At 72.2% G+C, this 14,368-nt stretch carries 8 protein-coding genes; 5 read left to right on the top strand and 3 right to left on the bottom strand.

Going from position 1 to position 14,368, the window contains the following annotated elements:
- Positions 1–3: 3 nt before the first annotated feature.
- The gene (locus ACWDBE_RS03850) at positions 4–4,083 is read right to left on the bottom strand and encodes a polymorphic toxin-type HINT domain-containing protein (protein WP_449807136.1); all 4,080 of its coding nucleotides are present in this window, start codon (positions 4,081–4,083) and stop codon (positions 4–6) included.
- A gap of 355 nt (positions 4,084–4,438) precedes the next feature.
- Here ACWDBE_RS03850 and ACWDBE_RS03845 point away from each other — a divergent pair, with 355 nt between their 5' ends.
- From ACWDBE_RS03845 to ACWDBE_RS03825, 5 genes are all read left to right on the top strand, one after another.
- Positions 4,439–4,963: a hypothetical protein gene (locus ACWDBE_RS03845; protein ID WP_449807135.1), complete on the top strand. Its 525-nt coding sequence runs from the start codon at positions 4,439–4,441 to the stop codon at positions 4,961–4,963.
- Between the two features lie 56 nt (positions 4,964–5,019).
- The gene (locus ACWDBE_RS03840; protein ID WP_449807134.1) at positions 5,020–6,636 is read left to right on the top strand and encodes a trypsin-like serine protease; all 1,617 of its coding nucleotides are present in this window, start codon (positions 5,020–5,022) and stop codon (positions 6,634–6,636) included.
- Positions 6,637–6,732: 96 nt separating this feature from the next.
- Positions 6,733–8,307, top strand: coding sequence for a trypsin-like serine protease (locus ACWDBE_RS03835; protein ID WP_449807133.1), 1,575 nt, complete (start codon positions 6,733–6,735; stop codon positions 8,305–8,307).
- Between the two features lie 95 nt (positions 8,308–8,402).
- Positions 8,403–10,043, top strand: coding sequence for a trypsin-like serine protease (locus ACWDBE_RS03830; protein ID WP_449807132.1), 1,641 nt, complete (start codon positions 8,403–8,405; stop codon positions 10,041–10,043).
- 109 nt (positions 10,044–10,152) lie between these two features.
- Positions 10,153–11,988, top strand: a complete 1,836-nt coding sequence (locus ACWDBE_RS03825; protein ID WP_449807131.1) for a trypsin-like serine protease — start codon at positions 10,153–10,155, stop codon at positions 11,986–11,988.
- A 99-nt stretch (positions 11,989–12,087) separates the two neighbouring features.
- Here ACWDBE_RS03825 and ACWDBE_RS03820 read toward each other — a convergent pair whose 3' ends face one another.
- Both ACWDBE_RS03820 and ACWDBE_RS03815 read right to left on the bottom strand, forming a co-directional pair.
- The gene (locus ACWDBE_RS03820; RefSeq protein ID WP_449807130.1) at positions 12,088–13,539 is read right to left on the bottom strand and encodes an MFS transporter; all 1,452 of its coding nucleotides are present in this window, start codon (positions 13,537–13,539) and stop codon (positions 12,088–12,090) included.
- Entirely contained in the window at positions 13,536–14,354 is an 819-nt protein-coding gene (locus ACWDBE_RS03815) for a glycerophosphodiester phosphodiesterase (protein WP_449787685.1), read from the bottom strand. The genes ACWDBE_RS03820 and ACWDBE_RS03815 overlap by 4 nt, the downstream gene beginning before the upstream one ends.
- Between the last annotated feature and the right edge of the window lie 14 nt (positions 14,355–14,368).

Here is a 14,368-nt window from a genome sequence, read left to right as displayed (position 1 = left end):
TCCTTACGGCCATGGATATGCGGTGATGATTTCTGATGTCCCAGGTTTCACGATGAGCCTGACCTTCTTCTCACCGGCGGTCCCGACGACCTCTCCCATGTCGACCACAAAGGCGCCGGGGTCGCCCGGTTCGGGAGCGCCGCGCTTGAGCCACGCCTTGTCGATGACCCCGAGGACCCCGTCCTTCCCGGACGCGAAGACCGAGTGCGTCGTCTTGCTCGGGTCCGGCACCCCGTGCTCCAGGACGTGGTCGACCCGGTGCCCGTGCTTGGACCCGGGCCCGTAGACGACGCCGGCCGGCGACTTGAACTTGCCGCCGCCCAGGTCCACGAACCCGATCGGGCAGCTGGTGTTGTGCACCAGCACCGGTGTGCTTCCCGCCACCACGTAGTACGTGTGGACGGAATCGACCGTGAGATTGTACGCGGGCTGGAGGGTCTTCCAGCGCTTGGTGCCGGTGATCCGGGCGGTCCCGCCGTCGGGCGTACGCAGGGCGTCGTCGGGCCTGAGGTCGGCCGCGTTGCGCCAGCTGTGCCGGTTCTCCGCCCAGAACGGGTGCTCGTCGGTGGAGGTGATCGTGCCGCCGCGACCGTCGTCCGAGGCGATGGTGACGTCTGTGAAGTCGCGGTCGTCGGGCGTGTGGATGACGTTCTCGACGCGACGGGAGGTCGTCTCGCCGGTCTCCGGGTCGGTCGCCCGCACCTGGTCGCCGATGCGGACCCGCTCGATCGGCAGGGTCCTTCCGTCGGCCATCAGGACGGGGGTGCCCGCCACGAAGCTGTTCGGCCTCAGGCACGACGCGACCAGCCGGTTGAGCCGCGACGCCGCGGCCGTCTCCTCGACGGACCAGGCCGTCGCCGCGATCTTCTTGAGCCTGAGCACCTTACCCGCGGGGAAGAAGGTGATCGCGAGTTCGGCGCAGGCGCCGACGCTCTTCTCCTTGATGCACTGCTCGGCGGTGTCCACGCCCAGGACGACCTTGAAGAGCTGCGTGACGGCCCGTACATCGTCTTCGATGTAGACGCCCATCTTCCGGAGCGTCTCCAGCGACTCGACCGGGAACCCCGGCGGGCGCATGGCGCACTCCTGGCGGATGTACATGGGCGCGTTGAGCAGCTTGAACGGGTTGCAGCTGCCGTACTCCCGCCGGTCCCGCTCCTCCTGGAGGGCGTCCTGGATCTGCTTCTCGATCTCCTTCTTGAACTCCTCCTCAAGTCCCTGGGCTTCGGTCTGGAGGTCCGGGTTCTCGGCGGCCAGCGCGGCCACGCGTTCCTGGAACTCCTTCTCCGCGACGATTTCCCAGGCTTCGTCGGCGGCCTGCTGGGCGGCTCCGGCGTCCTTGCCCGCCGCGACCGCGGAGGCATGGGCCTGGGCCGCGGCGCTTCGAGCCTGCGCGGCGGAGCCGCGTGCGTTCTCGGCGGACGCGCGGGCGCGGGCCGCGGAGTACATCGCCTTGCCCGCGTCCTTCGCCGCGGCCTGGGACGCCTTGCGGGCGGTCGCGGAGGCGGCGGCCGCGCGCGTGGCGGAGGCTTCGGCTTCCTGCGCGGACTGGCCGGCGGCGGTGGCGAAGCCGGCCGCCTGGTCGGCCGAGGTGCGGGCCTGCCGGCGGGCTTCGTCGGCGGCGGCGGACGCGTCGTTGGCCACGGCCGCGGCCTCGGTGGCCTCCCAGGCGTTCTGCTGGGCCTTGGCCGCGGTCTGGGAGGCCCCGGCGATCAGGTTGCGCATCTGCGCGGCGTGGGTGGCGGCGAGCTGGTCCTTGCGGTCGGCCATGTACTGACCGGACAGCAGGAACTCGTGGACGAGCGCGGGCGTGCCGGCCAGCGCGGTCTTGGCCTGGGCCTGGACCTCCGGGCCCCCGGACGCGAGCAGCTGCCCGGCCTGGACGCGTTCGTCGATCTGACGCGCGGTGTGCTGGCCGGTCTGCAGGAACGCGGCGACGGCCGTGGTCGAACCCGCCCGCAGTGCCTTCGTGGCGGCTTCCTGCACGCTCGGGCCGCCGGTGCTCATCACCTGTGCGGCGCGGACGCGGTCGTCGGTCGCCGCGGCCTCGTGCCGACCGGTGGTGAGGAACGCCCTGATCTGCTCCGCGTCACCCTTGAGGGCCTGGGCGGCGGCCGTACGGACGGCCTCGTCGGGGCTGTCCTGGGCGAGCTCCTGGACGCTCTGGCGCAGATCGTCCTGCTCGGCCTTGCTCCGGCCGGTGCGCACCCAGGCCAGGACGGTCCCGTCGGTGCCGGACAGGGCGTCGGCGGCGGCTTCCTGAGCCCACGGGCCGCCGCCCCTCATGGTCTGGAGCGCGACCTTGCGGGCCTTGACGGCGACCGCCTTCAGGTCTGCACCGGGGCGGGCCGCCTCGGCGGCGAGGCCGGTGGCGTCCGTCTCCAGCGCCTGCCACTCGGCCAGGATGGTGCCGACGTCGGCGGTGGCCTCGTCCTCGGCCAACTTCACGTCGCGGGCGACCTCGACGGCGGCGGCGGTGCGGGTGGCGAGGTCCTCGGCCTCGGTCCTGCGGGCGAGCTCGTAGACGTCGTTCGCGGTCTTCACCGCTCCGGTCGCCACGTTCGCGGCGTTCCTCGCCTCCTCGGCCTGCCGGGAGGATTCGGCGGCCGCGTCGGAGGACTGTCCGGCGTGTTCGGCGGCGTTGTCCGCGGCGGCGGCGGCGTTGTTGGCGTGCGTGGCGGCGCTGCGGGCGGCGTCGCGGGACTGGAAGGCGGCCTGGGCCGACTGGCCGGCCAGCGTCGCGGCGGCGTTCGCCGCCCGGTCGGCCTCGTTGGCATGCCTGCGGGCCTGCTGGGCCGCGGCCTGCGCGCGGTTGGAACTGGCCCCGGCCGCGTTCGCCTGACGGTTGGCCTTCTCCGCGGAGTCGGCGGCGGCCATGGCGTTGCCGCTGGCGCTCTTGGCCGCGGTGGACGCTTCGGCGGCCGCCTGCGAGGAGACACCGGCGTGGTCCGCGGCCTCCGCGGCGCGTTCGGCGTCCCTGGCCGCGTTGCGGGCCTCCTCGGCCCGCTGGCGGGCTTCGGCAGCCTTCCCTGCGTCGGAGGCAGCGGCGCCCGCCGCCCTGCGGGCGTTGGTCGCGGCGGAGGCGGCGGCGCCGGCCGCACTGGCGGCCTGGGCGGCAGCCCTGGACGCGACGCGGGAGGCCTGGTTGGCGGCGCCGGCGGCCGAGACCGCCTGCTGGGCGGCGACGGCCGCCCCCTCGGCCGCGGCGGCCGCTCGCCCTGCGGCTTCCGAGGCGCGGGCCAGGTCCTTGCCCGCCTCCTCGGTCTCCCTGGCGGCGTCCTGGGCGTCCTGCTTCGCCTGCTGGGACAGGTCGACCGCACGCTTGGACGCGGCCTTGGCGGCCTCGGTGGCGGCCTGCGCCCGGGTGCCCGCCTGCTCGGCCTGGTCGGCCAGCTGCGAGATGGTGGCGCGTTCCTGGTCCCGGGCCTGGGCGACGAACTGGCCCACTTCCAGGAACTCGGCCACGTCGGCCGGCGTGCCGCGCAGGGCGACCTTGGCGGCCTCCTTGGTGGCAGGGCCTCCGGCGGCCATGAGCTGCGCGGTGAGTACGCGGTTGTCGACCGCTCGGGCGTCGTACTGGCCCTGGTCGAGGAACTTCTTCACGTCCTCGGGGGTGCCCTTGAGAGCGGCGGTGGCCTGCTCCCTGACGTTCACTCCGCCGGTGGCGATGAGCTGCGCTGCCTGGACCCGCCGGTCCTGCTCCAGCGGGGACTTCCAGCCGTCCTTGATGAAGGCGCGCAGGTCGTCCTCGGAGCCCCTCAGCGCCTTGGTGGCGGCCTCGCGCACGCCGTTGCCGCCGAGGCTGAGGATCTGGGCCGCCGACACGCGGTCGTCGTGGTACTCCGCCAGGCTCTTCTCGACGCTGAGGAAACGTTCGACGTCCTCATCCGAGCCGGTCAACGCGGCCTCGGCCGCTGCCTTGACCCCCGGCCCGCCGATCGTCCACAGCGTGAAGACCTGGCCGCGGTCCACCGGCGCCTGGCTGGAGGCGCCGGCCTCCGGCCCGGCGGCGAACGCGGGCGCCGGACCGAGCAGTCCGGCGGCGAGGGCAGCGGGCAGGAGAATCGCACACGCGCCGCGCAATGCCGATATTCGGCGCCAGGGCCGCCGTGCTCTCCCGCTACTGCCCGGCGCTCCCGAGGAGCGCAAAGGGTGTTTCACGATCCATTCCTCTCGGGTGGTGTGCGTCGTCGCGCGTTCCGGATCGCCGGGGATCCCGCTGTCGCACGCGGAGCGCGAGGGGATCTCCCGGTCGTCTTGTCCGGCCGCGGGAATGTCTCCGTCCCCGGCCTCACGTCGGAGGGCCCTGTGCGAACAAGCAATTGGGCGACGGAGGCATGCCATTGCTGTTATCTTACGCATGCTTTACTAGGCCCTCATGCGAGCCGGCGTGCAGACCAATCGCCTGGCTCCTCATCAGAACAGAAGGAACCACGCCATGCTGATACCCCGTTCGCGCAACGCCGTCCTGCTCGGCACCGTCGGCGTCCTGACCGCGGCGGGCATCGGATTCGCTTCCATCGCGACGGCTCAGTCCGCCGATCCCGCTCCGGTGGACCCCGCCATGCCCGTCGCCGTGGAGGACTTCCAGCACCCCGGGGCCGACCGCATCCTGATGGAGCGTCAGATCAAGCTGATGCAGGGCGACGGACACATCCAGCTCAAGGAAGGGCCGGGGAACACGGTGCCGACCGACTGCTCGGCGTCGAACGAGATCTTCGTCGAGTCCCGCCTCGACAAGCGCGGGTACTGCTTCACCGTCAGCGGCAAGAGCGGTTACCTCGCGCTGGAAGTTCCGGACGTCTACATGATCTGGACCGAGGAACGCGCGGTCAGCGCCAAGCTCACCGCCGCCGGCCAGGAGAAGCAGGTCGACGTGGCCCCGAACTCGGTGGCGCCCGTCGGCGAGAGCCTGCCCGGTGGGAAGCGCTCCGTCCTCGTTGAGCTCCGCGTGACCGGCTGACGGTCCGTTCCGGAATGTCGCAGACCGCCACTCGTACCTTCCCCAGGACTGAACCCATGTCTGGCACCTCCCCTCGCACCACCTGGAATGCAGCACTGCTCACCGCCGCGCTGGCAGCCGGCGCCCTCACCTCGCTCTCTGCCCCCTCGGCCCACGCCGTGGTGGGCGACGCGGCCGGCGACGGTGCCTACGCCTTCACCGCGCGCCTGGTGATCGGTGACAACGCGCGGGCCTGCACGGGTGCGCTGGTGGACCGCAGTTGGGTGCTGACCGCGGCGTCGTGCTTCTCCGACGACCCGGCACAGCCGCAGGCGCTCGCGGCGGGTGCGCCGAAGTGGAAGACGACCGTCACGGTGGGTGCCACGTCGGTCCAGGTGGCCGAGTTGGCGCCGCGTCAGGACCGTGACCTGGTGATGGCCCGCCTGGCCACTCCCGTCGAGGGTGTCGTGCCGCTGGCGCTGGCGACCACGGCTCCGACGGCCGGGCAGACGCTGCGGGTGCCCGGTTTCGGCCGGACCAAGGACGAGTGGGTGCCGAGCAAGCTCCACACCGGCGTGTTCTCGCTCGACACCGCGAGTGCGACGGCTGTCGGCATCACCGGCACCGGTGGTGCGGCGGTCTGCAAGGGCGACACCGGTGCTCCGGCGATTCGTGAGGTGAACGGCAAGGCCGAGCTGGTCGCCGTCGCGTCCCGCTCGTGGCAGGGTGGCTGCCTGGGCACCCCTGCCACCGAGACCCGTACCGGTGCCTCCAGCTCCCGTGTCGACGACCTCGGTGACTGGGTGCGGTACCAGCGCTCCCTCACGGCGGAGGTCCGGTCAGGCCTGCACGTGCAGGTCGTCGGCGCGGACAGCAAGCTGTGGGAGACCGTGGCCGACTACCGCGCCGGCAGCTGGCTCGGTGGCTGGCGGCCCCTGCCGAGTGGCGACCTCACCGCCGTGGACTCGGTGGCCATCGGTGACACCGTGCACGTCTACGTCATCGGTTCCGACGGTCACGTGTACACGTGTGACGGCAAGGTCGGCGGCAGCTGGACCCCGTGGGGCGAGGTCCCGGGCGGTGCCGCCGGGGTCAAGGGCATCACCGCCGCCGCCCGCGGCAACGTCGTCGACGTGCAGATCATCGGCTCGGACGGCTCTCTGTACAGCACCCGCGCCGACTATGCCGCGGGCCGGTGGGACCCGACCTGGACGAAGATCGGCAATGACCGGCTGAAGGCCATCAGCAGCAGTGCCGAGGGCAATGTCGTGCACGTCGTGGCCATCAACGAGGACGACAAGGTCTACAACCGCGACGCCGACTACAACGCCGGCAGGTGGACCGCGTGGGGCGAGATTCCGGGCGGTGCCGCCGGGGTCAAGGGGATCACCGCGGCCGCCCGCGGCAACGGCCTGGACGTGCAGATCATCGGCTCGGACGGCTCTCTGTACAGCACCCGCGCCGACTATGCCGCGGGCCGGTGGGACCCGACCTGGACGAAGGTCAGCAATGACCGGCTGAAGGCCATCAGCAGCAGTGCCGAGGGCAATGTCGTGCACGTCGTGGCCATCAACGAGGACGACAAGGTCTACAACCGCGACGCCGACTACAACGCCGGCAGGTGGACCGCGTGGGGCGAGGTCCCGGGCGGTGCCGCCGGGGTCAAGGCCATCACCGCCACCACCACGGGCTGACACCGGCCCGTTCCCCGTCCCGCCGGACCGGTCGTCACCCGGTAGCCGGTCCGGCGGGACGTCACCGTCACGTACAATCCCAGGGGGGGAATCCTGATGTCCGACAAGTCCCGTTCCCGGCGGACGGGCGCGTTGGTGGCCGCCGCGGCCTCCGGCGTGCTGGCCACCCTTTCGATTCCCTCGGCCCACGCCGTGGTGGGCGACGCGGCCGGCGACGGTGCCTACGCCTTCACCGCGCGCCTGGTGATCGGTGACAACGCGCGGGCCTGCACGGGTGCGCTGGTGGACCGCAGTTGGGTGCTGACCGCGGCGTCGTGCTTCTCCGACGACCCGGCACAGCCGCAGGCGCTCGCGGCGGGTGCGCCGAAGTGGAAGACGACCGTCACGGTGGGTGCCACGTCGGTCCAGGTGGCCGAGTTGGCGCCGCGTCAGGACCGTGACCTGGTGATGGCCCGCCTGGCCACTCCCGTCGAGGGTGTCGTGCCGCTGTCGCTGGCGACCACGGCTCCGACGGCCGGGCAGACGCTGCGGGTGCCCGGTTTCGGCCGGACCAAGGACGAGTGGGTGCCGAACAAGCTGCACACCGGCGTGTTCAGCCTCGACTCGGTGAGCGCGACCGGCATCGCCACCACCGGTACCGGTGGTGCGGCGATCTGCAAGGGCGACACCGGTGCTCCGGCGATTCGTGAGGTGAACGGCAAGGCCGAGCTGGTCGCCGTCGCGTCCCGCTCGTGGCAGGGCGGTTGCCTGGGCACCCCTGCCACCGAGACCCGTACCGGTGCCTCCAGCTCCCGTGTCGACGACCTCGGTGACTGGGTGCAGCAGATGAAGGCGTCGCGTCCGGGCAGCCGGCTGTTCGCGGTCGGCGGCGACAACCAGGTCTGGACGAACGACGGCTCGTACACCACGAACGTGTGGGGCACCTTCGAGGCCGTTCCCGCGAGCGGCGGCATCCGTCAGGCCAGTGTCGTCACGATGGGCGACAAGGTCCGGCTGTTCGCGGCCGACACCGACGGGCGGATCCGCACCGCGGCCAGGGACGCCGCCACCGGCGTCTGGACCCCGTTCGGTCTCGTGCCCAACACCAGCGGCGTCAAGCAGGTGACCGCCGTCGCCATGGGCGACAAGGTCCGCCTGTTCGCGATCGGCGGCGACGACAAGATCTGGACCGCGACCGGCGACTACACCGCCGGAACCTGGACCCCGTTCGTGGAGATGCCCAGCACCGGCATCAAGCAGGTGACGGCCGTCGCCGTCGGCAACACGGTGCGCCTGTTCGCGATCGGCGGCGACAACCAGATCTGGACCACCACCGGCGACTACACCGCCGGAACCTGGACCCCGTTCGTGGAGATGCCCAGCACCGGCATCAAGCACATCGCCGCCACCACCATCGGCAACACCGTGCGCGTGTTCGCAGTCGGCGGCGACAACCAGATCTGGACCACCGACAGCACCGCCGGCGGCCCCTGGACCACCTTCGACCCGGTCCCCGGCGTCCGCGGCGCCAAGCAGGTGGCCACCACCACCATCGGCGACACCGTCCGCCTGTTCGCCATCGGCACCGACGACCAGATCTGGACCGCCGACAAGAAGGCCGACGGCAGCTGGACCACCTTCTACGCCGTCACCAGCAAGGGCATCCAGTCCATCACCGCCACCACCAGCTGATCCCGGGCCCGACCCACCGTTCCCCGCGGGGGCGTGCCGGCACGATGCCGGCCGCTCCCGCGGGCTGCTCCTTACTGACTCGAAGAGGAATCCTCATGTCCCGCAAGACCCAGCCCCGTTCCTGGCGGGCCGGTGTGCTGGTCGCTGCCGCGACCGCCGGCACGCTGAGCACCTTCTCCCCGGCCGGTGCCGTGGTCGGCGGTGCGGCCGCCGACGGCTCCTACGCCTTCACCGCGCGCCTGGTGATCGGTGACAACGCGCGGGCCTGCACGGGTGCGCTGGTGGACCGCTCGTGGGTGCTCACCGCCGCGTCCTGCTTCGCCGACGACCCGGCGCAGCCGCAGGCGCTGGCGGCGGGTGCGCCGAAGTGGAAGACGACCGTGACCGTCGGCGGCAAGTCGGCGGAGGTCTCCGCGCTGGTTCCGCGTGCCGACCGTGACCTGGTGATGGCCCGTCTGGCGACGCCCGTCGACGGCGTCGCCACGCTGCCGGTCGCCACCGCCGCGCCCGTCGCCGGGCAGACGCTGCGGGTGCCCGCCTACGGGCGGACCAAGGACGAGTGGGTGCCGAACAAGCTGCACACCGGCGCGTTCAGCCTCGACTCGGTGAGCGCGACCACCGTCGCCACCACCGGCACCGGCGGTGCGGCGATCTGCAAGGGCGACACCGGCGCGCCGGTGGTCCGTGAGGTGAACGGCAAGGCCGAGCTGGTGGCCGTCGCCTCCCGCTCCTGGCAGGGCGGCTGCCTGGGCGTGCCCGCCACCGAGACCCGCACCGGCGCCGTCAACTCCCGCACCGACGACGTCGCCGGCTGGGTGCAGCAGGTCCGCGCGACGGCGGTGGGCTGGAAGACCCAGGCCCTGGTGCGCAGCGACGCGAACCTGTTCTTCGCGTCCCGGCTGTACGACGGTTCGTGGACCCCGTTCGAGGACGTCCAGGCCGTGGCCGGGAACATCGGTGGTGTGCGGGCCGCGTCCTCGGTCGGTATCAACGGTGACACCTATGTGGTCGCGCTCGGTGGTGACGGGCACCTGCACTACGCCGTGCACAACCTCGACGGCGGCTGGGGGCAGAAGTTCGTGGACCTGAACACGACGGTGTCCGACCTGGGCAACATCACCCAGGTGACCATCGCCTCGGTCGGTGGTGACCTGCACGTGGTCGTCGTCGCGGACGGCTACCTGTTCCACAACGTCCGCTCCGCGAACGGGCAGTGGACGTCGTTCAAGCTGGTCACCGACGCGACCGGTCCGCTCACCGGGATCACGTCCATCTCCGCCGCCGGCGCTGCCGGCGGGGAGCTGCACATCGCCGCCGTGTCGGGCGGGAAGGTCTACCACACGGCCCGTTTCGCCTCCGGAAGCTGGTCCCGCTGGGGCTCGGTCGCCGAGGCCGCCGGTGCCACCGCGCCGGTCAGCGCCGTCGCCGTCACCCGGCAGAACGACGACCTCAACCTCGCCCTGATCGCGAGCGACGGCCAGTACCACACCATGCGCTACGCCAGCGGCAGCTGGCAGCCGGTCAGGTCGCTCGGCAGCGTCGTCGGGAACGTCACCGGTACCGGCATCAGCGCCGCCACCGTCGACACCGACGCCGTGTTCGCCGTCACCACCAACGACAACAAGGTCCTGCTCACCGCCCGCCACGCCGACGGCGGATGGAGCGCCTCCGAGGACCTCAACCTCACCGCGATCCCCGGCAACCACACCGGAACCGTGATCACCAGCTCCCTCTAGCGAGAGCAGCAGGCGGCGCTCCGGGCGCCCCTGCCGCCGGAGAAACCGAGCGGCGCCCCGCGTACTCGCGGGGCGCCGTCAGTTCCGAAAGTTTCAGGAGAACCCCCTCATGTCCCGCAAGTCCCAGCCCCGTTCCTGGCGGGCCGGTGTGCTGGTCGCTGCCGCGACCGCCGGCACGCTGAGCACCTTCTCCCCGGCCGGCGCCGTGGTCGGCGACGCGGCCGCCGACGGCTCCTACGCCTTCACCGCGCGCCTGGTGATCGGTGACAACGCGCGGGCCTGCACGGGTGCGCTGGTGGACCGCTACTGGGTGCTCACCGCCGCCTCCTGCTTCGCCGACGACCCCGCGCAGCCGCAGGCGCTGGCGGCCGGCGTGCCGAAGTGGAAGACCACCGCCACCGTCGGCGACAGGTCGGTGGAGATCGCCGAGCTGGCGCCGCGTCAGGACCGCGACCTGGTGCTGGCCCGCCTTGCCGCGCCCGTCAACGGCGTCGCCCCGGTCGCGGTCGCCACCACCGCCCCCAGTGCCGGGGAGACGCTGCGGGTGCCCGGCTTCGGGCGGACCAAGGACGAGTGGGTCCCGGCCAAGCTGCACGCCGGCTCCTTCAGCCTCGACACCGTGAGCCCGACCGGCGTCGGCACCACCGGCACGGGTGGCGCGGCGATCTGCAAGGGCGACACCGGCGCCCCGGCGATCCGCGAGGTCAACGGCAAGGCCGAGCTGGTCGCCGTCGCGTCCCGCTCCTGGCAGGGCGGCTGCCTGGGCGTGCCCGCCACCGAGACCCGCACCGGCGCGTACGACACGCGCGTCGACGACCTCGGCGGGTGGATCCAGCAGGTCCGCGACGGCTGGTGGGAGAGCGTCACCGCCAACCCGCCGGCCCGCAGCTCGGTCTACGACCCGGTCCGGAAGATCACGACGGTCTTCGCCGTCGACGGCAACCGCCACGTGGTGTCCTCCTCCAGCGCGGACGGCACGACCTGGAGCGGTTGGGAGCAGGTCGCCGACAACTGGGAGTTCGCGAGCGTCCCCGCCGCGCTGTACAACCCCGCCACCGGCGGCACCGAGCTGTTCGCCGTCGGCACCGACGGCGTGCTCAGCCAGACGTACTGGATGCCGGACGGCAAGGGCTGGCGCGGGTGGTATGCCCAGGACCTCAAGCCCACCCCCGACCGGAAGTTCACCGGCAGCCCCACCGCCGTCTACAACCCGGCGACGAAGACCGCGGAGGTCTTCGCCACCAGGGCCAACGGGGTGGTCGCGCACTCGTACTACAAGCCGGGCATGACGGCGTGGAGCGGCTGGTACGACATCAACGACTGGCAGTTCGCGAGCAGCCCGACCGCCGTCTACAACCCCGCCACCGGCGGCATCGAGCTGTTCGTGATCGGCGGCAACGGCGTGCTGTCCCAGACCTACTGGCTGCCCGACGGCAAGCCCTGGCGCGGCTGGAGCACGCTGCACTCCGAGGTGAAGTTCACCGGCAGCCCGACCGCCGCCTACAACCCGGTGACCAGGACCGCGGAGGTCTTCGCCACCAAGGACAACGGGGTGGTCGCGCACTCCTACTTCACGCCGGGCATGGGCGAGTGGAGCGGCTGGTACGAGATCCCGGGCAAGCAGTTCGCCGGCTCGCCGACCGCCGTCTTCGACCCCGCGACCGGCGGCTTCGAGCTGTTCGCGGTCGACGGCGGCGGCATCCTCGCCCGCACGGAGTGGGTGCCCGACGGCAAGCCGTGGCGGCCCTGGACCTCCATGGGGGACTGGAAGTTCACCGCCGGCCGGTTCCCGGCCGCGACGTTCAACGCCACGGCCGGAGTCATGAACCTCTTCGCCACCGGCCGGGACGACGGCGCCCTGAACTACGCGTCGTACAAGGCCGGCCCGGGCCAGACCTGGGGCGGCTGGAAGACGATCGGCGGCAAGACCATGATCACCGGCTGACGAGGCCGTGCACGGACCGGGCCCGGCCGCTCCTCCGATCCGTCGGGAGCAGCCGGGCCCGTGCCGTCGTGCGTGCCGTCGTGTGTCGCCGTCGCGCCGTCAGAGCCGCTCGGGCACCGGGTTGCCGACGGCCTCGATGGCGCGGCGGACCGGCACCTTGAGCAGCACGGCGAAACCGATGACGAAGAAGACCAGCAGGGAGATGATCGCCGAGCGGTAGCTGCCGGTGAGCTGGTAGGCGAGGCCGAAGACGAGCGGCCCCATCCAGCTGGTGCCGCGGTCGCTGACCTTGTAGAAGCTGAAGTACTCGGCTTCCCGGCCGGGCGGGATGAGGTGGGAGAAGAGGGAGCGGGAGAGGGCCTGGCTGCCGCCGAGGACCAGGCCGATCATGCAGGCCAGGACGTAGAACCAGGCGGGCTGGTGGGCGGGCATGAAGTAGCCGAGGGCGAGGGTGACGACCCAGCCGACCAGGGAGCCGAGGATGGTCCGCTTGGCGCCGTAGCGGTGGGCTATCCGGCCGAGCAGCAGGGCGCCGCCGATCGCCACGACCTGGACCAGGAGCACGGCGGTGACCAGCGAGGTCTGCTCCATGCCGAGTTCCTCGCTGCCGTAGAGCGAGGCCTGGGAGACGACGGTCTGGATGCCGTCGTTGTAGCAGAGGAAGGCGGCGAGGTAGAGCAGGGTGAGCGGGTGCTCGCGCATGCCGCGCAGGGTGCGGGCGAGTTCGCGCAGGCTGCCGGCGGTGGGCTTGCCGTCCTCGGTCGCCGTCGCCGTGGCCACGACCGGGGCGACGCCGGCGCGGGAGGGCAGCCGGAGCAGGGGGACGACGGTGAACAGCGCCCACCACAGGCCGGCCGAGGCGAGGCAGATCCGGACGGCGGTGCCGGAGTCCAGGCCGAACGCGTCGTGGCCCTGGAACAGCGCCAGGTTGGCGATCAGCAGCAGTCCGCCGCCCGCGTAGCCGTAGGCCCAGCCCTTGGAGGAGACCTTGTCCCGCTCGTCGGGGGAGGCCAGGCCGGGCAGGTAGGCGTAGGAGAGCGCGACCGAGACCGCGTACGAGATGTTGGCGACGACGAGCAGCGCGCCGCCGAGGAGGTAGCGGTCGCCCTGGAGGAAGAACATCCCCATCGTGGCGAGCGAGCCGAGGTACGCGAAGCCGCACATCAGCTCCTTGTGCCGCCCGGTGCGGTCGGCGAGGGTGCCGGTCAGCAGCATCACGGCGACCGAGAGCAGCACGGAGAACGAGACCGTGTACGGGAAGAACGATCCTGCGCGGATCGTCAGGCCGAGCGGGTGCACATTGCCGGCCGCGTCGGCGGCGTCCTTGGCGACGGAGGTCAGGTACGGGCCGAGGAACACCGTCAGGACGGTGGCCGAGAAGGCGGCGTTGGCCCAGTCGTTGACGTACCAGCCGAACTGCATCCGGCGCAGGGACCGTCCGTCGTCGGTGGCAGTGGTGGTGGCAGCGGTGGCAGTGCTGGCAGCGGCAGCCGTGGCCGGGGCGGTCGGTGGGTCGTCCGGCAGGGGCGTCGCCGAGTTCGTGGTGCTCATGGGGTTCCCATCACCGTGCTGGAGCCGGTACTGCCGTCCGTCCAGCAGCCGCGCTCGCCGAGGACGTCCCGCAGGACGTCGATGCGATCGGCCATGATGCCATCCACACCCAGGTCGAGGAGAGCCCTGATCCGTGTGGGATCGTCCACAGTCCAGACGTGCACCTGGAGGCCGAGCCGGTGGGCGGTGCGGACGAAGGCCCGGTCGACGACCCGCACGCCCCGGTGTCGCTCCGGCACCTGGGCGCACAGCCCGGCGAACGTCGCTCCGGGGCGTTGGGACAGGAACGGCTGCAGGAACGATTCCGCCAGCGAGCGCAGCCGCAGCCGGGCCACCTCGCGCGGGCCGAGCGAGGTGGCCAGCCGGGGGCCGGCGGCGGCGCGGACGGCGGCCAGCCGGGTGTCGGAGAAGCCGCCGACGCAGACCCGGTCCCAGGCGTCGGTCCGGCGGATCGCCTCGACCAGCGGGCCGACGGCCGGCGCCGCCTTGACGTCGATGTTGAACCGGGCCTCCGGGAACGCGCCGAGCAGGTCCTCCAGCAGCGGCACCGGCTCGGTCCCGCCGATCCGGGCCCGCCTGACGTCCTCCCAGGGCAGCTCCGCCACCGTTCCGGTGCGGTCGGTGACCCGGTCGAGCCGCGAGTCGTGGAAGGCCACCAGCACACCGTCGGCCGTCGCGTGCACGTCCGTCTCCAGGTAGCGGTACCCGAGCGCGACGGCGGCTTCGAAGGCGGCGAGCGAGTTCTCGGGGCGCCCGAGGTCACCGCCCCGGTGAGCGAAGGCGAGCGGCCCGGGGTGGTCGAGGAAGGGGTGCATGTGGTGCTCCGAGC

The organism is Kitasatospora sp. NPDC001132, assembly GCF_053598415.1.
Note: the sequence above shows the minus strand (reverse complement) of the source record. Positions and strands in the feature narration are given on the sequence as shown.

Bases quoted from the DNA above. Each gene is read 5' to 3' on its own strand.
- ACWDBE_RS03845 (WP_449807135.1), top strand. From the start codon at position 4,439: ATGCTGATACCCCGTTCGCGCAACGCCGTCCTGCTCGGCACCGTCGGC.
- ACWDBE_RS03840 (WP_449807134.1), top strand. From the start codon at position 5,020: ATGTCTGGCACCTCCCCTCGCACCACCTGGAATGCAGCACTGCTCACC.
- ACWDBE_RS03835 (WP_449807133.1), top strand. From the start codon at position 6,733: ATGTCCGACAAGTCCCGTTCCCGGCGGACGGGCGCGTTGGTGGCCGCC.
- ACWDBE_RS03830 (WP_449807132.1), top strand. From the start codon at position 8,403: ATGTCCCGCAAGACCCAGCCCCGTTCCTGGCGGGCCGGTGTGCTGGTC.
- ACWDBE_RS03825 (WP_449807131.1), top strand. From the start codon at position 10,153: ATGTCCCGCAAGTCCCAGCCCCGTTCCTGGCGGGCCGGTGTGCTGGTC.
- ACWDBE_RS03820 (WP_449807130.1), bottom strand. From the start codon at position 13,539: ATGAGCACCACGAACTCGGCGACGCCCCTGCCGGACGACCCACCGACC.
- ACWDBE_RS03815 (WP_449787685.1), bottom strand. From the start codon at position 14,354: ATGCACCCCTTCCTCGACCACCCCGGGCCGCTCGCCTTCGCTCACCGG.